Genomic DNA, 13988 nt, shown 5'->3' with positions numbered 1-13988 from the left:
GCGGCCGTCCGGCCGAGCAGCAGCCCCGCTCCGAGCCGCCCGCCACCGCCGCGCCGACGGGCTATCCGCTCAGCATCGACAACTGCGGTCACCGGCTGAGCTTCCAGCGGCCGCCGCAGCGGGTGGTGCTGCTGGGCGGCGCCTCGGTGGCCGAGGCGGAGAGTTTCGTGACCCTCGGCCTGGCCGATCGGGTCGTGGCCAGCAGCCAGTACTACGGAACATCCGATCAGCCCGGCCTCGCCGAGGCGGTCGACGCGCTGCCCAGCGCCGGACTACGTCGCGACGGCAGCGCCGAATTCACCCGCGAGCAGATCCTCGCCCTGCATCCCGATCTGGTGGTGTCGACCTGGGCGGGCGGCTTCGACGATCGCACCGGCCCGATCGGGCGAGACGCGTTGGCGGCGGCCGGAATTCCCGCGTTCGTCACCCCCGCCAACTGCGCCCTCGGCGATCCCGGCGCCGCTGAATCGGCCCGCCGGGACCTCACCGAGCAGTCGGTGAACTCCTCCGACGAACTACTGCTCGCCCTCGGGCGCATCTTCGATGTGCAACAGCGCGCCGCCGATCACGTCAATGCCCAGCGCGCCCGCATCGCCGCGGCCACCGCCCGGGTCGCGAACAAGCCGCGCCCGAATGTGCTGCTGGTCTACCCCGGCATGTCGGCCATGAACAGCAATGGCCTCCCCGCCGTCTTCGGCGGCGGTATCTACGATGACATCATCAACCGCGCGGGCGGGCGCAACCCGTTCGCGGGCAAGACCTTCGACGAGTTGTCGGCAATCAATGCCGAGGCGCTCGCCGCCGCCCCCGTCGACCTGGTGGTCGTCGGCCGCTACCAGCCCGGCGAAGACGCCGACCGAATGGCCGCGGACCTGTTCACCCGCTTCCCCGCCTGGCCCGCCGCCCGCGAACGCCGCTATCTCACCCTCTCCGACAGTCCCCTGCTCGGCCCCCTCAATGCCACCGCCGTGGAAAAGATCGCCGATGCCGTCGCCAACCGCCCCTGAGGCCGAGACATCTTCCCGCACAACCGAACCCGCGTCACGAAGGATCCAGGCGGCCTGGCGGTTGATCGTCCCGCTCGCACTGGCCGTGGCCCTGGCCGCCGCGATGGTGGTAGCCATCGGCGTTGGGACGGTGGCGGTTTCGCCCGGGACCGTGGTTCGGGTACTGATCGATCACGCCTCGGGTGGGCGCAATGCCGATCCATTGGCCGATCAGATCGTCTGGCAGTTTCGGGCCCCTCGGGTGGCGCTGGCGGCGCTGGTCGGGGCGGGGCTCGCATTGGCGGGGGTGTGCCTGCAGACACTGGTGCGCAATCCGCTGGCCGATCCGTATCTGTTCGGCGTCACCTCCGGGGCGTCGCTGGGCGCGGTGCTCGCGATGACCGGAATCATCTGGGTCGGTGGAACTCTCGGCGTCACCGGCTGCGCGTTCGCGGGGGCGCTGGTCAGTATGTTGATCGTGTTCACGCTCGCACAGCGGGGCGGGCAGGTGCGCGGGCCGGAGTTGGTGCTGGCCGCGATCGCGGTGTCCTATCTGGGCACCGCCCTCACGAGCTATGTGCAGCTACGGGCCCGGCCCGCGGAGCTGCGCGGGGTCATGTTCTGGCTGCTGGGTTCGCTGTCCTCGGCGCATTGGAACGATCTGATCGCACCGGCCGTGGCGGTGGCCGTGGCCATGGTGGTGCTGCCCGCCCGCGCCCAGGCGATGAACGCGCTGACCCTCGGCGACGACACCGCCGCCGGGCTCGGTGTACATCCGAATCGGCTGCGGCTGTTGCTACTCGGGCTGTCGTCGCTGCTCACCGCGACCGCGGTCGCCGTCGCGGGCGGTATCGGATTCGTCGGCCTGATCATTCCCAATGCCGCCCGTCTGCTGGTCGGATCGGACCATCGCCGCGGCCTGCCGGTCGCCCTGTTCGGGGGCGCGCTGTTTCTGGTGCTGGTGGACCTGGCGAGCCGAACCATGGACCGCCCCAACGAGATTCCCATCGGCATCATCACCGCCGCACTCGGGGCTCCCGCGTTCCTCGTCCTGCTGCGTCGTCGCAAGGGAGCCATGGCGTGAAGATCGTTGTCGACGGCCTCGGCGTCGAACTGACCGGAGCGCCCGTACTGACCGACGTGCACCTGAGCATCGAACCCGGAACCTTCACCGGCTTGGCCGGTCCCAACGGTTCCGGCAAGAGCACCCTGCTGCGCTGCGTCTACCGCGCCCTGCGCCCGACCACGGGAGCCGTACGCATCGGCCCGGACGACGTGTGGCGCACCAGCGCTCGCCGGGCGGGCCGACGCACCGCGGTCGTCGCCCAGGACCACGCCCTCGAACACGGCTTCACCGTGCGTGAAACCGTAGCGATGGGCCGAATCCCGTATCAGGACCGCTTCGGCCGCGACCACGCGGGTGACCGCGAGATCGTTGCGGAGGCCCTCGACCGAGTCGGCCTCCCCTGGGCGGCCGACCGCCGCTTCGCCTCCCTGTCCGGCGGCGAACGCCAACGAGCCCTCCTGGCCCGAGCCCTGGCCCAGCAAACCCCGGTCCTGCTACTGGACGAACTCACCAACCACCTCGACCCCGGTGCACAACTCGAAATACTCACCCTGGTCAAGACTCTCGGCCTCACCACCATCGCGGCCCTCCACGATCTCGACCACGCCCTGGCCTATTGCGACGCCCTGGTCCTACTCCACCGCGGCCGCGCGCTCTCCAGCGGCCCACCCGAGGAGGTACTCACCCCCGAACGCGTCGCCGAGGTCTTCGGCATGCGCAGCACCATCGTGCCGCACCCCCTGACCGGCCGCCCCCATCTGGTGACCGCACTACCCGACGAGCCGATTACCGAGACGCCGGGCGAAAACCCACTCACTCGGACACCTCGGTGACCACGGCGCGGTAGCGATGGTAAGCCTCGAAACGTGGATCCAGAGACATTGGAATATCGGACATTACGCTGCGACGTGAGCGACGGCGTCGCCACGGTGACGCTGCACCGTCCCGATCGCCGCAATGCCTTCACCCGTGCGATGGGCGTCGAGTTGTCGCATGTCTATCGCCGCTACGATCTCGACGACGGGATCCGCGCCATCGTCCTCACCGGCACACCGCCCGCCTTCTGCGCCGGGGCCGACCTCGGCGCGGGCGATCGGACGTTCAGCGACCCCGGCGAGAACTTCACCGCCGCGGGGACTTCCATGCCCGCCTGGCAGGTGCGCAAGCCCGTTATCGCCGCGGTCAACGGGCACGCGCTGGGTATCGGGCTGACCCTGGCCCTGCAGTGCGATCTGTGCATCATGGCAGCCGATGCCAAATACGGTGTGCTGCAAGTTCGCAGGGGGATGGTCGGCGATGCGTATTCGCACTGGACGCTGCCGCGCCTGATCGGCATGTCCCGCGCGGCCTATCTGCTGCTGACCGGCGCGACCATCGACGGCCGCCGCGCCTACGAGATGGGATTGTGCCTCCAGGTCCTGCCCGCCGACGAAGTCCTCGACGCCACACTGACTCTCGCCCGCGATATCGCCGTCAACACCGCACCGGTCTCGGTGGCGGCGAGCAAGCGGATGCTCTGGTCGTCGTTCGAGCACGACCCCGCCGGCATCGGCGTCCAGGAAACCGATGCGCACCTGATCCTCATGGGCGCGCGGGATGCCCGCGAGGGCGTCCGCGCCTACCTCGAACGCCGACCGCCGCACTGGACCGGCAAGCCCGGCGAGCTGCCCCCGTTCACTCCCGCGGCGAACGATGCAGCGCCGCAACCAGATCGCTGACCTGCTCGGCGGGCGGGGCGTAGCCGGGGAAGTACGCGCACACCCGCTCGGCCGTCGCCCCGTAGCGCGCCATGATCTGTTCCGCGCACCGCTCGGGCGTGCCCCGCACCGCGATCGCCGAGATCAGCGCGTCATCGATCAACTCCGACATCGCTTCGACCGCGCCGCGTTTGGACAACTCGTTGAGCCGCGGCTGCAACCCCGCCCGACCCTCCACCTCGAGCACCGGAATATACGCCGGAGTCGAACCGTAGAAGGCGATCAACCGCCGCACCCCGGCATCGGCGCGCTCGCGCTCGGCCTCGGTGCGCCACATCGACACCATCACCTGCGGCACGATCGCGAAATCGCTGCCGTCGCGCCCGCCGCGCTCCCAGCCCTGCGCCACCGCGGGCAGGGTGCGCTCGCGGAAATGCCGATCGCTGTTGAACGGCATCACCAGCAGTCCGTCGGCGTACTGCGCCGCGGTGCGCACCATCACCGGACCGAGCCCACCCATCAGCACCGGCGCCACGCCATGGGGATTCGGGCCCGGATCGAAGGTCGGCGGCATGAGGGTGTGGCGGGTGAACTCGCCGCGGAAGTCCAACCGCGTCCGTTCCTGCCACGCGGTCAGAATCGCCTTGACCGCCGCCACGAACTCCCCCATCCGCGCCGCGGGCCGCGACCATGGTGCCCCGTACCGGTTTTCGATATGCGGACGGATCTGTGAGCCCAGTCCGAGCCGGAACCGCCCGCCGCTGAGCAACTGCAGATCGTAGGCGGTGTGCGCGACATGCAGCGGGCTGCGTGGAAACGCCACGGCGATATTGGTCATCAGATCCACCGGCACCGCGGGCGCGATCGCGGCCAACGGCACGAACACATCGTGCGGCCCCTCGAAGGTGAACAACCCGTCCACACCCAACCCGGCCAGCTCCCGCGCCCGTTCGATCACCCGATCCGGCCGCGCGTCCACCTGAATGTCGATCCGCATTCACTCACCGAATCATCACCACCCGCCGACCGACCCACCGGGGTTTCACCCAGTGGGACCGCATCACCGCCGCCCGCGCGGGTATTGGCTGGGCATGGCGAATTCGTTGCATCGGACCGTGCGCACACCGCTGCTGTATTTCTTCATACTCGGCGATGTCCTCGGCGCGGGCGTCTACATCCTCGTCGGGCAGGTGGCCCGCGAATCCGGCGGGGCGGTGTGGGTTCCGCTGCTGGTCGCGCTGGTCATGGCCGCGCTGACCGCGGCCTCATATGCCGAATTGGCGACGAAGTACCCACGCGCGGGCGGCTCGGCGCACTACGTGAACCGGGCGCTGGGCCCGGTGGCCGGTGCGGTGATCGGGTGCTGCATGCTCGCGGCCGGAGTGGTCTCGGTGGGCGCGCTGGCCCGCGGCTTCGCCGGTGACTATCTGCGCGCGCTGATCGACCTGCCGACCGCCGCGGTGATCGTGGTCTTCCTGCTCGCGCTCGCGCTGCTCAATCTCAGCGGCATCAAGCAATCCCTCGGCGCCAATGCCGTCGCCACCCTGATCGAACTCGGCGGCCTGGTGCTGATCATCGTGCTCGGCGGCTGGGTGCTGCTGCGCGGCGACGGCGATCCGAGCCGACTCACCCACCTGGGCACCGCCGAACACGGCGTGGTCGGCGCGACGCTGGCCGGTGCGGTGCTGGCGTTCTACTCCTTCGTCGGATTCGAGACCTCCGCGAATCTGGCCGAGGAGGTGAGCGATCCGCGCAGGTCCTATCCGCGGGCGCTGTTCGGCGCGCTCGGCACCGCGGGTGTGGTCTATGTGCTGATCGGCATCGTCGCCAGCGCCGATGTGCCCACCGATCGCCTCTCCGATTCGAGCGGTCCGCTGCTCGAGGTCGTGCGCCTGGCCGGTGGCGTGCCCGATCGACTGTTCGGGGTGATCGCCCTCGTCGCGGTTGCCAACGGCGCGTTGCTCACCGGCATCATGTGCTCACGGCTGGCCTACGGTATGGCCCGTGACGGTCTGCTGCCGCCGCTGCTGTCGCGGGTGCTGCCCGGCCGCCGCACGCCCTGGGTGGCGATCCTCACCACCACCGCGGTGTCGCTGGTGCTCGCCCTCACCGGGGAGGTCGCGGCGTTGGCCGAAACCCTGGTGTTGTTGCTGCTCATCGTCTTCACCGCGGTCAATCTCGCCGTGCTGATCCTGCGTCGCGAATCCGGCGAGGCGACCGATCATTTCCGGGTCCCGACACCCATTCCGTACCTGGGCCTGCTGGCCTGTGGATTCCTGTTCACGCGCATCGAGGCCGCGATCTGGGCGCGCGGCGCGATCCTGCTCGCGCTGGCCCTGCTCCCGGCCGCGGCCGATCTCCTGCGCCGAAAGTTCCGCGCCCCCGAGGATTCCGAAACGGTCCGTCCGGCCCGAACGCCCTAAGCCGTCACCATCTGCTCGTCGGACGTCGGCGCGAACCACGTGACATAGAACGTCGTCACCACCGCCGCCAGCGCACCGACGATCACAATGCCGAACGGCAGCGGATGGTGGGCCATCGGAATCGCCAGGAATCGAATGCACAGCAGCACCCCGGCGAACAACCCCGCTCCGAGGGCGACCATCCGCACCCGAGCGCGATCCCAGCCCCGATCCGGATCGCGCAGAACCGATTCCACCGTCAGGCACAGCGCCGCGCCGACCACCAGATCGATGCCGTAGTGCGCGCCCAGTCCGAGCGTGGCCACCAGCGTGCACACCAGCCAGAACGCACCGCCCCAACGCAGCCACCACGGACCCCGCCGGGAATGAATGAACAGCGACAGCGCCCAGGCCGTATGCAGCGACGGCATACAGTTGCGCGGCGTGATCGCGTCGAAACGCAAGGGCGCCAGCGTCTCCGGCGCACCCGGCACCACATTCGGCCACACCTCGGCGATCTCGAAGCCGTGCCCCCACGACCCGTAGGCCAGCACCGGACCCACCACCGGGAACACCACATAGAACAGCGGACCGACCAAGCCGAGCGTCAGAAACGTCCGCACCAGATAGTGCCGCGGCCACTGCCCGCTCGTCACCCCGCGCAACTGCCAGAACGCGACGACGATCGCCGCCAGCGGCAGTTCGAAATACACCCAGCGCACCACGCCCAGCGCCACCGGTCCCGCCGCGTCCAGCGCCTGCCCGACGAGCCACGACGGATTACCCAGCACATGATCGGCGGCCTGCACATACGGATCGAACACCGTCGGACACGCCCACGCGGTGATGTCGAGCCAGATCTCCCCGACCTTGGTCGCGAAGATCAGCAGCGCCCCGAACACGATGGCGCGCAAGGCCGTTCGCCGCCGCTCGCCGTCCCAGCGCATCGCCACGATCACCGTCAGGGCGGTGAGCACGATGGTCGGGCCGTTGCCGATGGTGAAACCGCGCCCCTCGAGCGCGCGCACCGCCACGAACACCGCGTCGATGCCGACCGCCGTCGCGACCGCGACGAGCCGCTCCCGCATCCGCAAACCCACCAGCGCCAACCCGAATCCGGCCCAGGAGGTGGTCGCCGATTTCGGTGACCCGCCGTAATCGCGGACCAGACTCGTCAGCGGGCCGAGCGCGCCGATGTGCGCGGCCATCAATTCCCCGCCCACAAGGGCGAATACCGCCGCCACCGCCGCGCCCCACAGCATCACCGATCGCCACCGACGCGCGTCGAGCCCGTCACCACCCATCGGCTCGACCGCCGAGGTCGAGCCCCCTTGCACGTCGTCCACAAGCATTGGGACATCGTAAACACGAGGTGAACACCCTCCGACCACCGAACGACGCTTATCCGTCCCGGCCACCGGGACCGGGATGTGCGCACGGGCGGCGCAGCGGGCAGAACTGGAGGGGAGGCCGGTCCGTATGTTGCGGCGGCGGAAAGGATTTCGCGTGGACAAGGCCGAATTGCAGGCACTGTTCGACCTCGAGGGGCGAACCGCGATCGTGACCGGCGGAACGCGCGGCATCGGCTTCGCCATCGCCGAGGCGCTCGCACTGGCCGGGGCCGATGTGGTGGTGGCCAGTCGCAAGGCCGAGGCGTGCGCTCGGGCGGCGGAGCGACTGCAGGAATCGGGCGCGACGGCACTGGGGATTCCGACGCATCTGGGTGATCGGGACGCGATCGCCGCACTGGTCGAGGGCACCGTGGACCGGTTCGGCGGGATCGATATCGTGGTCAACAATGCCGCCACCGCGCTCACCCAGCCGCTGGGCGAACTCACCCCGGAGGCCTGGGACAAATCGTTCTCGGTGAATTTGGCGGGTCCGGTATTCCTGGTCGAATACGCCCTGCCCTATCTGCGCACCAGCGGGCGCGGCGCGATCCTGAACGTCGTCTCCGCGGGAGCGTTCGCCTACAGTCGCGCGACGGCGATGTATTCCGCCGCCAAGGCCGCGATGGTGTCGTTCACCCGCTCCATGGCCGCCGAATTCGCCCCGGCCGGCATTCGGGTCAACGCCTTGGCCCCCGGCGCGGTCGACACCGATATGGTCCGCAACAATCCCCCCGAATTCGTCGATCGACTGCGCGATTCGGCCCTGCTGGGCCGCATCGCCGCGCCGAGCGAAATGATCGGCCCGGCCCTGCTCCTGGTCTCCGACGCGGGCAGTTTCATCACCGGCCAGACGATCCTCGCCGACGGCGGCCTGATCCCGCGCTGAGGCGCGACGTCGTCACAGCCCGTCGGATTTCCCTGGCCCCCAAGCCGATTCGCGCCCACGTTTCGCCGTTGACGAGTGGGCATGTGCCCACTACGGTGGGCGCATGCCCACTCTGGAACCGCACCAGGCCCGCGACATCGCGGAATCCTTCGGCGTCGACGCTGCCCGCTACGACCGCGCCCGCCCACGCTATCCACGCGAACTGCTCGACGCGATCATCGCCGCCAGCCCGGGCCGCGACGTCTTGGACGTCGGAATCGGCACCGGCATCCTCACGCGACAGCTGCGAGCGGCCGGATGCGCGGTCACCGGCGTCGAACCGGATGCGCGCATGGCCGAATTCGCCCGGCGCGACGGCACTCCCGTCGAGGTGAGCACCTTCGAGACCTGGGATCCGGCGGGCCGGACCTTCGATGCCGTGGTCGCGGGCCAAACCTGGCACTGGGTGGACCCCGTGGCGGGCGCGGCCAAAGCGGCCGAGGTCCTGCGCCCGGGCGGACAGCTCGCCCTGTTCTGGAACGCCGCCCAGCCGCCCGCCGAGCTGAACAGCGAATTCATCGAGGTATACCGCCGGATCATCCCCGACTCACCCGTTCTGCGGGCGGCCGCGCTCCCCGCGACCGCGCCCTACGCGACGATGTGCGATACGGCCTCCGACGGCATCTACCGCGCGGCCCGGTTCGCCGAACCGCGGCGGCACACCTATGAATGGGATCGCGCCTACACCCGCGACGAATGGCTGGAGATGTCGGCCACCACCGGCATGGCCACCCGGTTGGCGCCGGATGTGCTGACCCAGCTCCTGGACGGTCTCGGCGCGGCCATCGATGCCGCCGGCGGCGCCCTGATCTGCCGCTACACCACCGTCGCGCTCACCACCACCCGCCGCGACTGAGCCCGCGAACGCCCGATTCGCCGACGGTACAGTGGTGGCCGACGAGAAGGAGGCAGATGCCGACCGGAGTGGCCATCCGCGACGTACGCGCGCAGCTGTTCGACGCCGCCGAGCGAATCCTGTTGCGGGAGGGCCCCGGTGGGCTCACCAGCCGCGCGGTGACCACCGAGGCCGGTGTGGCCAAGGGCGTACTGCATCGCCACTTCGACGACTTCGACGACTTCCTGGCCGAATTGGTCTACGACCGCATCGCCCGGCTCGCGGGGCAGTCGGCCGCGCTGCGCGACAGCGCCGGAACCGCAACCGTCGCCGACAATCTCACCGCCGCGCTCATGACGCTGTTCGAATCGGTCGCGGTCGCCATCGTCAGTCTGATCATCTTCCGCGACGGCCTGCGCACCCGGCTGCGCCGCACCCATCCCACCGGCGTCCCGCTGGCCACCGAGGCGGCCGAAATGCTCGCGACCTACCTCGCCGAGGAACGCGAGCTGGGCCGCATCGACCCCGCCGCCGATGTCGACACCCTCGCGCCGGCCCTGATCGGCGCTGGACATCTGCTCTACGCCGACCGCGGTGTCACCCCCGATCGCACCGCCGTGCACAAGATCATCACCACCGTTCTGTCCGGCGCCACACCATGATTCGCGATCCGGCGGCCGAATTCGCGCACACCGCGGTGAGCGCGGTTCGCGACGACGCCGCCGGTCGATACGCGCTCATGCGCGACCTCTACGAGGGCCTGCCCGCCCCGGGCAGCCACCTGCCCTACCGGCGCGCCGCCCTGGCCTTCATGAACTGGCAGCTGCGCCGCGGCCTGCTCGAACCGCCCGACGGCCCGCGCCCCGGCAGCCCGTGGTGGCGCGCGATCAACGAGCGGCTACTGCGCGATCTGTGCGAGGCCCGCGCGATCCACGGCGGCTACGACGGCGTCGCGTCCTCGGCGAGTGTGGCGGGCACACTGGATTTCATTCGCCGCCCGTCCGCGCGCACGTGGTATCGCGCGCACAATATCGCCGTCGTCTCCGCCTATCTCGACCACCAAGCCCTGGCCCGGTCCGAAGGTAAGATCGAACGCTTCGTCGTCAATCTCGTTCTGATGCGGGTCCTCTACGCGCACGCGCTGGTCGCCGCGCCACGGCTGGCGCTGAGCTGGCTCGCCCCGATCGCCGCGCCGCTGGGCGATCCGCGACTGGGCATGACCGGAATCTTCCTGTCGCTGTCGCGGGTACTGCCGGACCGATATCCCCTGGGCGACAACGTGCCCCGTTTCGTCGAACTCGAACACGGCTTCGGGCATCTGCTCGACGTGGGTGTCATCCGGCCCCGCGTCGAACTCCTCTACGACTGGTCGGCCCGGGAACTCGAACTACCCGGCCTGCGCGAGCTACTGAGCGGCGGGATTCCCTGCTACGCATGGGATCCCGCCGATAGTCAGCCGTGGCAGCCGCCGCCGTCGCTACTCGCCCGCTGGGCTCTGCGCACCCTGCGCTAATTCGGCCTGCGGCCGATCGTCGCCGCCCTGCAGCATGAAGTTGTAGGTGGCGTAGCGCGGGAAATCGGTGCCCGCGTCCTCCCAGCTGTAGTCGCGCCGGCCGATATGGGTGAGCCGAATGCTGGTATCGGCCATGATCCGGAACCCGCTGCGGTACGCGCGCTCACAGAACGCGTAGTCCTCGCCCAGATACCAGTGGTTCTCCCCGTCCGGCTTGATCATCGGCAGGAAGTACGGGACGGTGATGCGCCCGAACTGTTTGTTGCAGATGGGCAGCTTCTCGTGTTCGATCATGGTCTCGTACACCGTGCGCTGCGTGTACAGGAAACCTGTTGCGGCGTACTTGATCTCGATCAGCCCGCCGCCCTGGCCGAACAGGATGTTCTTGGTGCCGGGCAGCAGATGACACGCCAGCTCGCGCACGCCCTTCTTCGGATAGATTCCGCAGACCACGGGCAGATCGTGCTCGCGCAGCCGATCCACCGAATCGGCGTCGAAGCCCACATCGGAGTCGATCCACATCAGCGCGTCGAAGCCGTCGAGCAGCGCGTCGGTGGCCATCTGGCTGCGCCCCTGATCGATCGCGGCGTAACCGGATACCGTGCGCACGGTGTAACCGCGCCGCTCGAGTTCGCCGAGGCCGCGCGCGCATCCGGGTTCCAGATAGCCGCCGACCGGTACGAGTACGACGCAGCGGGACGGGTCCAGGGTCATGGTCTCTCAATCATCTCGGTGGTCAGACCGGCCAGGGCGAGTTGGTACATCGCACCGGCCAGGTCGGTTCGGCCCTCGACGTCGAAGGCCCGCAATACCGCGTCGGCGGCGACGGCGTAGGTCTCGGCGGCGGCGACCAATTCGGCGATCGCCGGACGGGAGGCGGTCGCGCCCAGCACATCGCAGACGATATCGATAACGGTGTCGGAGGTCCACAGTCCGGGAATCGCGGCCCCGATCTCGCGCGGCTCGGGCGATTCGCCGCGATACCAACCCGAACCGTCCCACCAGTAGCAGAACGAGAGCAGTCCGGTGGCCGCGCGATGGCTCAGGACCGGATTGGCCAGCCATTCCGGCGCTCCCGCATAGTAATTCGGCAGTTCCGAGCCCTGCTGGTAGGCGGTGTCGAGCGCCGGTGCGTCCCACACCCCGCCCGAGAGCACCGCGCGACCGCCGGGGAGCAGATGCAGGGTGGAACCACTGCCGTTGGTCGCCTCGAACAGTCCGGTCGCACCGAGAATCCGCGGTCCCCCATCGGAACGCACCGCCACGGCCGCCGCGGCCACGGTCGCCCAGCGCGCCCACATCAGGCGCGGATCCGGCAGACCGACCCGGGTCGCCATGACGCCGCGATCGCGGTCGGCGCGGGACTGGATCACGGCCTGGGCCGGTGTGCGGGACTGCCGGTCCCCGTGCCGAATATAGGCGGCCAGCCAGACCGGCAGCCGATCCTGGGGATAGGACTCGAGATCGGCGCGATAAGCCTCCGGCGGCAACAGCTCATCGCCCGCGAAAGGCACCTCACCGTAATCGTATTCGATCTCGACACCGTCGGACTCGGTGTAGTGCAACAGCACTCGCCACCAGGCACGACCGGTGAGCGGAACCGTCACCTCGCGCAGCAACTGGACCAGCTCACCGGCCTGCTGAGGCACGCCGATCTGAGTGGTGGCATCGAAGTCGTCGGTGAACACCGCCGCGGCCGCGATGACCGGAACCGTCACCGAGAACACCACATCCACCCGCTGCCAGCCCGGCGGCGCCTCGGGCAGTACGACATCGATGATGGCCCGCGCGAGATTCCTTGCGTAGCCGGGGATATCGGCCGGAGGCTCATCGAGGAACTCCGCCCGCCGGGCGGCCGCGTCGCGCTCACCGCCCGCCACCGCCGACTGACCGCCCGCCGCCGCATCAGGCGCAGCGTCCGCGACCCGCTGACCGTCCGGCACCGTGGGCCGCTCGTCCGCTGCCGCACGCTGGCCACCCGCCACCGCCGATTGACCGTCCGCCGCCACTGGCTGCTCGTAGGCCACCCCGGGCTGCGGCGAATTCGGTTCCGTCGTGACCGCACCGCCCAATCCGCCCAAGGTGAACATGACGTCGGGTTGGGCGGCAGGGGCGCTGGCGGGTTCGGCTGAGGTGTCGCTTGCGGCGGTCTCGGCATTGTTCATCTGGTCGGCCGTTCTCGCGCGGGATCAGTGGTGGTCGTCGACGTCGGCCACGATCGAACGGGTCGATCTCGGCATGCCGGTCGGCGTGGCGTTCGGTTCGCGGTCGGGCGCGTCGGGCGGACTGGTCGGGGCGCGGTCGTCGCCGGGCACGTGATCCTGGAAATCCATTGCGCCAGCTAGCAGATCTGATAATTTCGGCCAGCGCGCCCGGCGCTCCACCATGGGTTGCATCAGTTGACGCATCTGCGCGGCGGCCTCCTGGGCGGCCCGCTGGGTAGCCATCGTGACCGCGACGGCGATCTCGTCGTCGGACAGATCGTCGATCTCGTCGGAGAACTCCACCTCGGTCAGGATGCCGTCGGCGTCGACGGTGACAACCACTCGGCCGTCGTGCATTTCGGCCGTCGCGGTCAGTTCCGCGCGTTTGCGATGTGCCTCGGCGATATCGCCCAGCTGCGCGCGCAAACCCTCCAGGACCGTGGCCATATCGTTTTTGAGGTGCTCGTTGCTCATGCGAACCCTTTCACAGCAGCACGGTCCGGGCGGGCGGGGCGGTGGTCGGATGGATCCAGAAGTCGCTGCTCGGCGCGTGGAGGGTGACGAACGGGTCGGGCATGTGGTGGTCGAGTTTGATCTTGCGGGCGCGCACGCGACCACTCATATAGGTGCCGTCCTCGAGGATGCGCTCGAAGCGCGCACTCTTCTCGAAGGCCGCCAGTTCCGCACGATCCTTGGCATCCTTCACACTCGCCAGATCCATGCCGTCGAACGCCTGCCGCTGATTGTCCATTCGCACGATGGGCCGGGCGTGATCGACGGCGGCGCCGTGCTGATTGATCGTATTGCGGGCCGCATCGACATTCGCGCCGTGCTGGTTGATCGTATTGCGGGCGTTGTCGACCGCGCCGCCGTGGCGATTGATGGTGGTGCGGGCGGCATCCACATTCGCGCCGTGATTGGCGACCGTGGCGCGGGCATTGTCGACGTTCGCGCCATGGGTGTTGATCG

General features: G+C 69.3%; 15 protein-coding genes. 9 read left to right on the top strand and 6 right to left on the bottom strand.

Features of this window, described 5'->3' with window-relative positions; all coding sequences use genetic code 11:
• The 4 genes from NP4_RS32405 to NP4_RS32390 all read left to right on the top strand — a co-directional run.
• Positions 1-1007, top strand: a 1007-nt coding sequence (locus NP4_RS32405) for an ABC transporter substrate-binding protein (protein ID WP_068006104.1), incomplete at its 5' end; no start/stop codon positions are given.
• A 61-nt stretch (positions 1008-1068) separates the two neighbouring features.
• The gene (locus NP4_RS32400) at positions 1069-2070 is read left to right on the top strand and encodes a FecCD family ABC transporter permease (RefSeq protein ID WP_245998360.1); all 1002 of its coding nucleotides are present in this window, start codon (positions 1069-1071) and stop codon (positions 2068-2070) included.
• A complete protein-coding gene (locus NP4_RS32395; protein ID WP_068006103.1) occupies positions 2067-2885 on the top strand; it encodes an ABC transporter ATP-binding protein in 819 nt (272 codons plus the stop codon). Before NP4_RS32400 ends, NP4_RS32395 begins: the two co-directional genes overlap by 4 nt.
• 75 nt (positions 2886-2960) lie before the next feature.
• Complete coding sequence (locus NP4_RS32390; RefSeq protein WP_245998359.1) at positions 2961-3770, top strand: enoyl-CoA hydratase/isomerase family protein; 810 nt, start codon at positions 2961-2963, stop codon at positions 3768-3770.
• Here NP4_RS32390 and NP4_RS32385 read toward each other — a convergent pair.
• Complete coding sequence (locus NP4_RS32385) at positions 3727-4746, bottom strand: TIGR03617 family F420-dependent LLM class oxidoreductase (protein WP_068006100.1); 1020 nt, start codon at positions 4744-4746, stop codon at positions 3727-3729. The two genes, NP4_RS32390 and NP4_RS32385, sit on opposite strands and share 44 nt — an antisense overlap.
• 94 nt (positions 4747-4840) lie before the next feature.
• On the opposite strand from NP4_RS32385, the gene NP4_RS32380 reads away from it, so the two are divergent.
• Complete coding sequence (locus NP4_RS32380) at positions 4841-6172, top strand: APC family permease (RefSeq protein WP_068006106.1); 1332 nt, start codon at positions 4841-4843, stop codon at positions 6170-6172.
• On the opposite strand, the gene NP4_RS32375 is transcribed toward NP4_RS32380, so the two are convergent.
• Positions 6169-7503, bottom strand: coding sequence for a phosphatase PAP2 family protein (locus NP4_RS32375; protein ID WP_082876418.1), 1335 nt, complete (start codon positions 7501-7503; stop codon positions 6169-6171). The genes NP4_RS32380 and NP4_RS32375 overlap by 4 nt on opposite strands.
• Positions 7504-7657: 154 nt before the next feature.
• Between NP4_RS32375 and NP4_RS32370 the strand changes: the two genes are divergently transcribed.
• From NP4_RS32370 to NP4_RS32355, 4 genes are all read left to right on the top strand, one after another.
• Positions 7658-8428, top strand: a complete 771-nt coding sequence (locus NP4_RS32370; RefSeq protein WP_068006099.1) for an SDR family NAD(P)-dependent oxidoreductase — start codon at positions 7658-7660, stop codon at positions 8426-8428.
• Between the two features lie 103 nt (positions 8429-8531).
• The gene (locus tag NP4_RS32365; RefSeq protein ID WP_068006098.1) at positions 8532-9323 is read left to right on the top strand and encodes a class I SAM-dependent methyltransferase; all 792 of its coding nucleotides are present in this window, start codon (positions 8532-8534) and stop codon (positions 9321-9323) included.
• Positions 9324-9379: 56 nt separating this feature from the next.
• Positions 9380-9964 carry a TetR/AcrR family transcriptional regulator gene (locus tag NP4_RS32360; protein WP_068006095.1) on the top strand — a complete coding sequence of 195 codons (585 nt, stop codon included), beginning with the start codon at positions 9380-9382 and terminating at the stop codon, positions 9962-9964.
• Positions 9961-10815: a hypothetical protein gene (locus NP4_RS32355; RefSeq protein ID WP_068006092.1), complete on the top strand. Its 855-nt coding sequence runs from the start codon at positions 9961-9963 to the stop codon at positions 10813-10815. The genes NP4_RS32360 and NP4_RS32355 overlap by 4 nt, the downstream gene beginning before the upstream one ends.
• On the opposite strand, the gene NP4_RS32350 is transcribed toward NP4_RS32355, so the two are convergent.
• The 4 genes from NP4_RS32350 to NP4_RS41795 all read right to left on the bottom strand — a co-directional run.
• Complete coding sequence (locus NP4_RS32350; protein ID WP_068006086.1) at positions 10780-11529, bottom strand: hypothetical protein; 750 nt, start codon at positions 11527-11529, stop codon at positions 10780-10782. The genes NP4_RS32355 and NP4_RS32350 overlap by 36 nt on opposite strands.
• Complete coding sequence (locus tag NP4_RS32345; protein WP_068006084.1) at positions 11526-12980, bottom strand: response regulator; 1455 nt, start codon at positions 12978-12980, stop codon at positions 11526-11528. The genes NP4_RS32350 and NP4_RS32345 overlap by 4 nt, the downstream gene beginning before the upstream one ends.
• A 24-nt stretch (positions 12981-13004) precedes the next feature.
• The gene (locus tag NP4_RS32340) at positions 13005-13493 is read right to left on the bottom strand and encodes a YbaB/EbfC family nucleoid-associated protein (RefSeq protein WP_068006083.1); all 489 of its coding nucleotides are present in this window, start codon (positions 13491-13493) and stop codon (positions 13005-13007) included.
• 10 nt (positions 13494-13503) lie between these two features.
• On the bottom strand, positions 13504-13988 hold a 485-nt coding region (locus NP4_RS41795; RefSeq protein ID WP_373863880.1), incomplete at its 5' end, for a hypothetical protein.

This window comes from Nocardia pseudobrasiliensis NBRC 108224, from assembly GCF_001613105.1.
Taxonomy (GTDB): domain Bacteria; phylum Actinomycetota; class Actinomycetes; order Mycobacteriales; family Mycobacteriaceae; genus Nocardia; species Nocardia pseudobrasiliensis.
This window is presented reverse-complemented; position numbering and strand designations above follow the sequence as displayed.

Coding starts and splice junctions, on each gene's coding strand:
- NP4_RS32385 (WP_068006100.1), bottom strand. CDS start 4,746: ATGCGGATCGACATTCAGGTGGACGCGCGGCCGGATCGGGTGATCGAA.
- NP4_RS32380 (WP_068006106.1), top strand. CDS start 4,841: ATGGCGAATTCGTTGCATCGGACCGTGCGCACACCGCTGCTGTATTTC.
- NP4_RS32375 (WP_082876418.1), bottom strand. CDS start 7,503: ATGCTTGTGGACGACGTGCAAGGGGGCTCGACCTCGGCGGTCGAGCCG.
- NP4_RS32365 (WP_068006098.1), top strand. CDS start 8,532: ATGCCCACTCTGGAACCGCACCAGGCCCGCGACATCGCGGAATCCTTC.
- NP4_RS32360 (WP_068006095.1), top strand. CDS start 9,380: ATGCCGACCGGAGTGGCCATCCGCGACGTACGCGCGCAGCTGTTCGAC.
- NP4_RS32355 (WP_068006092.1), top strand. CDS start 9,961: ATGATTCGCGATCCGGCGGCCGAATTCGCGCACACCGCGGTGAGCGCG.
- NP4_RS32350 (WP_068006086.1), bottom strand. CDS start 11,529: ATGACCCTGGACCCGTCCCGCTGCGTCGTACTCGTACCGGTCGGCGGC.
- NP4_RS32345 (WP_068006084.1), bottom strand. CDS start 12,980: ATGAACAATGCCGAGACCGCCGCAAGCGACACCTCAGCCGAACCCGCC.
- NP4_RS32340 (WP_068006083.1), bottom strand. CDS start 13,493: ATGAGCAACGAGCACCTCAAAAACGATATGGCCACGGTCCTGGAGGGT.